Source organism: Rhizobium sp. PDO1-076 (assembly GCF_000247475.1).
Taxonomy (GTDB): Bacteria; Pseudomonadota; Alphaproteobacteria; order Rhizobiales; family Rhizobiaceae; genus Allorhizobium.
Map to the genome: position 1 here is coordinate 1 of NZ_AHZC01000078.1, position 7,702 is coordinate 7,702.

Consider the following 7,702-nt stretch of genomic DNA (forward strand, 5'->3'; position numbering starts at 1 on the left):
CAGGTCTCATTAGATCCTCGCGGGCATATGCGCTCTGTCCAGCCGACGATGAATGAGCGAGACGATGGTAAGAAGATCTTCCGCGTCCTCCTTCGACATCGCCCAGTGGATGCGTGCGTCGTGGGCTGTCGGGTTCCGAAACATCCCGAATGTGCCCCGCACGAGATTGGCGAAGCCACTATGTTCGCTCCGCTCGCTTGCAGTGCTACGAGCGTTGATAGCCAAAAGGGGAGGTTCGCCACCGAGAGTGCGATCGACCAGGGCAGCGCCGTCATCCGTGAGCCCAGTGCGTACGCGCATCTTGTCGGCGACGCTCTTCACCGCTTCTTGAACGGCGTGGAAGTAATTGTCAGCGAGAAGTTCGGCTCGGCAAAATCTGAGCACATCGGGATGTACGCCGCGACCTTCAAGATCGGCTCGCAGTTCTCGTGCGCGCCGTTGCGCTTCGGGGAGGGTCTGCGCGACCTCGGCGACCTTCAGTTCGCCGGACTGATCGACGACCAAGCCGGCAAATGCCAGCGCTTGGTTGAGAAGCGCGCGCATCGGCTCATAGCGCTCGGGCGCGCGGCTGTAGCGGGCCGGCTTCATCGCGAGACGGATAAATTGCAGGATGTTCGTTCGATTACGCTTGGTATTCTGGCATTCGGCGAACGCATTGTAGATGCGAACCCTCTTTGTCATCGGGCCCGGATCATCCATTTTCGTCGAAGCGATCAGGTGCTGAATCTCCGGCCCGGTCAAGCCTGCATCCGTATCGCCAAGCGCTCCTGCGATTGCTTCCAATTGATCCTGCGAAAACAGCGCCATTTTTCAGGCCACCCCCGCGCTAATATCTGAACCCAAGCAGACTTCCGCTTGGGTCGGTGTCGGTCAGGCGCACGCGCACAAGGGCTTCGACCTCGAAATCCGGAGAGAAATCGTTGATCGGAACCATGTCGGTGTTCAACGTGCAAATATACTGAAAGCCAAACTTGGTGGACATTTCCGCGGCGAGTTCGAGAGCATGGGCACGTTGTCTGGGATCGACACCGTCGAAGATGGTGCTGTCGTGAATGAGGAAGTCGATGCCCAAGCCGCGCTGACGCGCGAATGAAATGAGCATGAGATCATAACAGAAGATCTTCATCTTGCTGATACCCTCACTCGGGCTACCGGCAATTTCGACATCAAACTTATATCCGGTGTCATCGATGTCGATCACGAGTCGCCCGGCCGCCTTATAAAGGGTTTCGGAAAACTCCGAGAACAAACCCAGCGCCTGGGACCACAGCGCACGCCGTTCTTCATAGTCCAGTATTGTGGCCCGCTTGAGCTCTACGGTCTCGACCTTGATCGTATCCGACTTGGTGGTCATCTGGCGGAGCTGGGTGATCCGGTTCGTCAGCTCATCTACCTTGAGACGCGTGCCAGCGTGAAGCTCCTGCAACTGGGTAAGTTCCTCAAGCGCCCCCTGACCGGCCAGGACGCCGAGGTAGCCGGCGCGGCGATCGGTCAGCGCGACGATCTGAGCGTCGCGGTCCGTAAGTGCAGCTTCAAGCGCGGCAACCTCGCCTGCAATAAATTCGCGGCGGTTCGCGACAATCTTTTCGTTGAAGGCGCGCGCATCCGAGAGGGTTTTCATAACGGCGCCTGGCAGCGCGATCCCAGCCTCAACGTAGAGCGCCTCTAGGCGGTCCGTTGTGGGCGCATCCTCGCCCACGAGGGACGCACGATAGCGCTCAAGCCGGCGCTTATCGACAATATTGGCATTCACCTGACTGTGGATTTCGCTCGTGAGACGGTTCGCCTGTGCCTCGATTTCGCGGTACTGGGGCAAAACACGGAAATTCGACAGAGCCTCGCGTTCCCGCTCGAGGTGGGTGTTAAGACGCAGGCGCTCCGCCTCAAGCTCACCGAGCGAAGAAAGCTCGCCGTCGACTGCACCTGTCTTTATCGCCTGCTTCAGCGCGTCCAGCGCGTTTTTCTGATCTTTCAATTGCTGCCAGATCGCGGCCTTCTCCCAGTTTAGCCCGAGCAAGAAGGCATTGTGGACCTGGATGTCCCAGGTCTTCTGATTATCAAAATGCTTGAAAGGGGTGTTGTAGGCTGCCGTTTGGTTCCGCACGAAATAGGAAAGGAGCGACCGAGCGGAGGGCTTATAACCTGGCGTTGGCGCGAGCTCGCTGATTCCGAACAATGCCCAGGCAAGCACCGCTCTCCATTTCTTGGAGTCAAGCCCCGGCACCCCCTCCTTGTCCGGAGTCGGTTGCACAGGCCACCCCGCGGTGGATCCCTCAATGGCAAAGAAGTTCGGCACATCAGGAGACCGCGTCACTGCAACGTCGTTGCCAGCAACAGACAGCTCCAGAGTGAACGCCCAGCCCTGCAATGCCTCGACACGCAGGCCTTTCCCGGGCGAGGAGTTACTCGCCAAACAGAAGTCGATGATCTCGATCAGCGTCGACTTCCCCAAGGCGTTTGTTGTGTCCTTGTCACCAGCTGCCGAGGAACGATTGGCAAGAATGAGATTAACGCCGGGTGTGAATGCGGCGGTGTGAAAACCCTTCTGATTGGCGCGCACAGATCGGATCATGGCACGGTCCTGACGATGAGCCCGTCTTTGATGTCGATGGCGCCAATAAGATAAAGGAGATTGGAGGCGAGGACGAAGCGCTCGAACGTGCCGACATTCGGCTCCGAACGGAGACGCTCCCAGAGACCGGAAACGGTCATGGGTCCAGTCAGTTGGGCCAGAAGGGTTGCCCCAACGCCAATCAGCGCTTCACTTTGCGGAATATGTTTTGTCGGAAGGATCATTTCTCGAACACATCGCAGATTTCGAACAGGTAGATCAGGACCGCGATGCCTGCGGTCTTATCGGCTTGACGTTTAAGGCCTCGTTGGGCGAAGGCACACATCAACTCGAACAGTTCGTCGCCCTTGTGACTTTCTTTACGCCGCGCATAATATTCTTCGAGGAAACCGGCTTTCAGCCGCTCCGGAAAATCGGAATCGAGCTGCGCTTCAGCCTCGACATAATCGCCGACAGTCGCACGCGCCGTCATGCCGGCGGCGATAATATGTTTGGATCCGTTCGAGAGCGCGTTCTTTTTGATCTTTTCGTCTGGCGTAATCAGGTCGAACGACCCATTGGTCGCCGGCGTCTGCTTGGCCACCCAGGAGACAGCGTTTTGCAACTCGGGAAAGGCAACATCCGCAAAGGCTTCTTCCATCGCTTGATGAACTTGGTTTTCGTGGCTTTCTTTCAATTCCTGAAGAGTGGAGGTCGGCCAATCGGCCTCGACCTTGTCGATGATCGTATGATGATCGGTACAGAGATAGAGGAGATTGCGGACGTTGTCGCGCTCAGCGTCAGTCATCGACGGGTCATAGCGCGCTGCCGTAGGCTTCTCGCCACGAATATGGGCGGCCTCACCGACATACGTATCATCGCCCACCTTCGCATCGTAGGTTAGGTGCTTGCCACACTTCGGAAAGGCACAAACGCCACCACTCCGAAAAGCCAAAATAATCCTAGTCGGATAACTAGCGCCCATGGGCGTCGCCAGCTTGCGAAACACCGTTTTGTGGTACCGCCAACCTCCGGGCTGCGGCAGTCAAGGTCGGAATCTTGTGTTTAGTTGACTGGACCGAGTGATGATGACCCCTCCTCGTGGCGTGTGGTGATTTATTCATTGAGAGCGTCTTGTAGTTTTCTGATTTGTGCAAGTATTACATCGAAAGCCAAAGGCTTTTCATCGAACATCATCGGCGCCATAGCCCTGTAGTCAGAACGCAAATCCTTGATCCGCGCCTCGCTGGGCATCAGTCGCAGCGTGCCTGGCCGAGCGGTATCATAGCTGGCCCACCCTGACCGGAAGAAGGTCGCTTTGTGCTTTGCCACCGTTGCGAGAAGGCCCAAATCCGTGGCTGCGGCTTTGCCCTCATCGGTGTCTAGAAGCATTGCCAGATCATAATAGTGCCGCGAAAAATACTGCGGTGTCGCCGTTTCTGGGGGACGGTGGGCCTCCGCGTGCAACGCTGTGGCCTTCTCCCAGAAGGTCCGTTGCGCGGAGAGAACGGTTACAGTGCTATCAGGGTCTTCAAAAAAGTCGGGATAGTCCTCCGCCGCGTAGGAACGAATGACCTTCTCCTCGGTTGGCCACGGATCGCCGCGCGCGCCGAGCTCGAGTTTTACCCGCGGCGTGATGTAGGCCATGCCTTGATATTCGGAAGTAGCCAGAACAGTCGGATAGTGGAAATTGAGCGTCTGAGCATCGCCGGCGTCGATCTCCAGCGACCACTCACCTTTGGTCGGCTCGCCGAGTTGCTCGACAATCCCCGCCCGGAGCGCCGGAAGCAGCTTGTCGGCAATATGCCGCTCGACATCGCCTACCAGGGCTTCGATAAGTTTGTCGGCCTTTTTCTTGCTGATACCCTGCTTCTCAGGATCGCGGTCGCCCGTGTATCCAAGGTCAGCTCGATCAAAAGACAGATCTATATCTTCGGAGAAGCGGCGGATGGCGCCAAACGCCTTGGAAAGGGACGTGCCACCCTTGAAGACAAGGGTAGCTGTATCCTTATGCTGCAGGCCGAAGAGTCGCTTTAAAGTCCAGCAGACCCAAAAGTCCTTTTCTATGATGGTATTGGCTACGCCTCGGCCAGCGCCCGTCTCGCTAAAGAGGGCCGCTCGATCATCGGCTGGAAGAAGAGCCACCTTATCCATCGATCTCACCCGACGCTGTGTTGGCGATCGAGACGAGCGTCGGCCGCATCCATGCTGGAGCCTGGGTCGCTTTGGATGCAAGCGTCTTCTTGTCGGTAGCCGAGAGCCGGTGGGACGCTATTTGAGCAACGTCGGCGGCCCGTATCGCCCCTACATGACGAAGGGCCTGGACGACGGTACCCGCGGCACTGCCGGGCGCTATGAGATGCTTGGGCGAGGCATGACGCAGATCAACGACGCGCTTACCAAGTACGACACGGCGAGAGGGGCCATCCGTCAGATAGGAGCTCTTTGCCGGGACCTGCGTTGACAGGCCAAGGGCGTTTGCCGCGCGCGCACCAGCGATCTGTACCTGGGATCCCGTCTCCCGCGCCAACGCGTTCGCGACATCATCGGGCGTCGGCGCAAGGGCCCCAAGTTGCGGATGAATTTTGGGGAAGTCGTACAGGCCCCGCGCCAGGCGGCGAAGTTTCCCATTCTTAGCCAACCGGGAGAGGGCTTGGTCGACCGTGGCCCGCGCAGCCACATCCAAAAAGTCACTGGGCGTGAAAACGCCGCCACGTCCGCTGGCACGGGCGCGCTTCATGATTTTATCTGGTACGGATATTCGGGATATTCTCATGTGTCAGAAAATAGCCTATATTTTTCTGACATTCAAGCACTCAGATAGGCGGCCAGGTACTGGGTAAAATTGCTCAAAAGGTCACAAAAGTACCGCCCTGAGATAGCAATCAGCTCCGAAGTAATTTAGCTGTCCTCTGTGTGATAAATGCCCCACGGAGGTTGCCGCAATCTGTAGCGCTGGAGGGGCAATTGGTACCGTCGCGCGGGAGCATAACGATGAGAGACGAGCTACAACGCCTAGTCAATGATCCAGTAGAATCTCTTGAGGTGGAACTGAAATCGAATTTCGATTTGAAGGATGACAGACACCGCGCGCATCTCGCCAGGCATATCGCAGCACTCGCAAACTACGGGGGCGGAGTAATAATCTTTGGTTTTAATGATGACTTAAACCCGACAGGAGGAGGGGACGACGTGGCAGTCGACCGCGATGTCGTATCCTCGATTGTGAAAAAATATCTTGAACCTCCTCTCCAGTGTGATGTCAGGATGGTCACTTCAGCAAAGGGACAGGTTCACCCTCTCATTGTAGTGCCAGGTCATGGAGCAGCGCCGATCTGCGCGCGAGCCGGAGGACCGGAGGACCGGGGCAAGCCGGTAGGTATTGTCAAAGGTACCTACTAGGGGTCAGAACAAGATCTGCTCCAAACCGTACGCTAAGGTCGAACAGACGATGAACGTCATGCTGCGCGGAGGATTTTGCCGGGAAACCGCAAGGGCCTGAAGCCTTCGGCCATCTGCTGCTCGGTGTCCCAGGAATAGATGCCGGTGAGATTGATATGCTCCCAACTCAGCGGCGAGACGTGCTTGAGCAGTTCGTTGTCAATGTTCCGGCCGAGCTGGCGCAGATGGGCGGTAGCGCGGCCGAGATAGACGGTATTCCAGTGGACGATGGCGCTAACGACCAGGTTGAGGCCGGAAGCGCGGAATGCCTGACTGTCAAAGGAGCGATCGCGGATCTCGCCGCGCTCATGGAAGAACACGGCGCGCTTGAGCTTGTGAGCGGCTTCGCCCTTGTTGAGACCGGCCTGGCAGCGTTTGCGCAGTGCCGGACTTGAATACCATTCGATCATGAAGAGCGTTCGCTCGATGCGGCCGATCTCTCGGAGCGCTTTGGCCAGGTCGCTGGACTTCGATGAGGCAGACAACCGTTTGAGGATCGTTGACGGAGAGACGGTGCGCGTCGTGATCGACGCGGCCAGGCGCAACAGATCGTCCCAGTGCTCCAGAATGAGGGCGGTATTGATTGGTGCGCCGATGTGGTTAGCCAGTCCCGGATAGGTATCGACCTTCCCGAAGATATGGAATTTCCGATCCTTGATGTTGCGAAGGCGGGGCGCAAAACGCTTGCCGATCAGGGCGAACAGCGCAAAGACATGATCGCTGGCGCCACCTGTATCGGTAAACAGCTCCTCGATCTCCAGGATCGTGTCGTGATCGAACAGGCCGTCGAGAACATAAACGGCTTCGCTCTCGGTCGGGCTGATCGGCAGAATGCTGAAGTAGCCGTACTGATCAGAAAGCCCGCTGTAGAATTTCGTGCCGGGCTCACTGCCATAGTGCAGATTGACATCGCTGCGCTTGGCGGCGCGGTCGCTGGCCCGGAAGAACTGCCCGTCGGATGACGCCGTCGTTCCGTCTCCCCAGAGCTGAGAATGCGGATGGCGCGTGTGTGCGTCGGTGACGCTGGCCTGCGCGGCTCTATAGGTCTCGGACCGGGCGTGGAAACTCCGCATCCAGCCGATCTGATGGGCGCTGATGCCCTTCGATGCTCCTGCCATGCGTTTCGGGCCGAGATTGGTGCCATCGGCGAGCACGCCGGCCAGCATGGCGGAGATGTTCTGTGGTGCATCTCCCGTCCGGACGTGGGTAAACTGATCGGCAAAACCCGTCCATTCATGGACCTCCCGCAGCAGGTCGGGGACTTCAACCAGAGGATACATGCCACTGATTTCGGCATTGAGGGCGTCGGCAGCCGTGGGAACGTCGCTGACGCGGGGCGTCACGATCAGGGTGCCGTTTCTATCCTCACACCTTCAAGCTTCCCATAACGGGCACGCCAGGCCAGTTGCTTCAGGTTGAAGTCCATCATCTGTCCCATATCCGCCAACCACGCCGCGCCGTCGCTCTGGACACCGAGGCCGAGTTTGTCGTCCTCCTTAAGGGCAACAAAGGCCGGCTTCGGCATCAGATGTTCATCAATCGGCCGAAATGAACGGCTGCCCTCGACCCATACATCCCTCGAATTCAGCCGGTCCCGCAAATGGGCAAGCGTCGCAATCTCGTAAAGCCGCCGATCTGGCTTTCCATTTTCGCAGATCTGCTCCCGCTCCGACTTTCCCAGATGCCCGACAGGAACGCGATCGGGCAACA

7 protein-coding genes and 1 pseudogene are annotated in these 7,702 nt (G+C 57.8%); 1 reads left to right on the forward strand and 7 read right to left on the reverse strand.

What is annotated here, in order from left to right; genetic code table 11:
* Window positions 1–9: 9 nt before the first annotated feature.
* The 6 genes from PDO_RS06380 to PDO_RS06405 form a co-directional block, all read right to left on the reverse strand.
* Entirely contained in the window at window positions 10–807 is a 798-nt protein-coding gene (locus PDO_RS06380; RefSeq protein ID WP_007599402.1) for a TIGR02391 family protein, read from the reverse strand.
* A gap of 19 nt (window positions 808–826) precedes the next feature.
* Window positions 827–2,572: a DUF2326 domain-containing protein gene (locus PDO_RS06385; RefSeq protein WP_007599403.1), complete on the reverse strand. Its 1,746-nt coding sequence runs from the start codon at window positions 2,570–2,572 to the stop codon at window positions 827–829.
* On the reverse strand, window positions 2,569–2,796 hold the full coding sequence (locus tag PDO_RS06390; RefSeq protein ID WP_007599405.1) for an ABC-three component system middle component 6: 228 nt from the start codon (window positions 2,794–2,796) through the stop codon (window positions 2,569–2,571). The genes PDO_RS06385 and PDO_RS06390 overlap by 4 nt, the downstream gene beginning before the upstream one ends.
* Window positions 2,793–3,536, reverse strand: coding sequence for an HNH endonuclease (locus tag PDO_RS06395; RefSeq protein ID WP_007599408.1), 744 nt, complete (start codon window positions 3,534–3,536; stop codon window positions 2,793–2,795). The genes PDO_RS06390 and PDO_RS06395 overlap by 4 nt, the downstream gene beginning before the upstream one ends.
* Before the next feature lie 131 nt (window positions 3,537–3,667).
* Window positions 3,668–4,705, reverse strand: a complete 1,038-nt coding sequence (locus PDO_RS06400; protein WP_007599409.1) for a nucleotidyl transferase AbiEii/AbiGii toxin family protein — start codon at window positions 4,703–4,705, stop codon at window positions 3,668–3,670.
* On the reverse strand, window positions 4,698–5,291 hold the full coding sequence (locus tag PDO_RS06405) for a DUF6088 family protein (protein ID WP_007599411.1): 594 nt from the start codon (window positions 5,289–5,291) through the stop codon (window positions 4,698–4,700). Before PDO_RS06405 ends, PDO_RS06400 begins: the two co-directional genes overlap by 8 nt.
* Window positions 5,292–5,545: 254 nt before the next feature.
* Here PDO_RS06405 and PDO_RS06410 point away from each other — a divergent pair, with 254 nt between their 5' ends.
* Complete coding sequence (locus tag PDO_RS06410) at window positions 5,546–5,953, forward strand: AlbA family DNA-binding domain-containing protein (RefSeq protein ID WP_007599412.1); 408 nt, start codon at window positions 5,546–5,548, stop codon at window positions 5,951–5,953.
* 56 nt (window positions 5,954–6,009) lie between these two features.
* Here PDO_RS06410 and PDO_RS06415 read toward each other — a convergent pair.
* Window positions 6,010–7,702 (reverse strand): annotated as a pseudogene (locus tag PDO_RS06415) (Tn3 family transposase); the annotation flags it as partial.

Excerpts from the sequence above, each read along its gene's own strand:
- PDO_RS06385 (WP_007599403.1), bottom strand. The coding sequence starts at position 2,572 with ATGATCCGATCTGTGCGCGCCAATCAGAAGGGTTTTCACACCGCCGCA.
- PDO_RS06380 (WP_007599402.1), bottom strand. The coding sequence starts at position 807 with ATGGCGCTGTTTTCGCAGGATCAATTGGAAGCAATCGCAGGAGCGCTT.
- PDO_RS06390 (WP_007599405.1), bottom strand. The coding sequence starts at position 2,796 with ATGATCCTTCCGACAAAACATATTCCGCAAAGTGAAGCGCTGATTGGC.
- PDO_RS06405 (WP_007599411.1), bottom strand. The coding sequence starts at position 5,291 with ATGAAGCGCGCCCGTGCCAGCGGACGTGGCGGCGTTTTCACGCCCAGT.
- PDO_RS06410 (WP_007599412.1), top strand. The coding sequence starts at position 5,546 with ATGAGAGACGAGCTACAACGCCTAGTCAATGATCCAGTAGAATCTCTT.
- PDO_RS06395 (WP_007599408.1), bottom strand. The coding sequence starts at position 3,536 with ATGGGCGCTAGTTATCCGACTAGGATTATTTTGGCTTTTCGGAGTGGT.
- PDO_RS06400 (WP_007599409.1), bottom strand. The coding sequence starts at position 4,705 with ATGGATAAGGTGGCTCTTCTTCCAGCCGATGATCGAGCGGCCCTCTTT.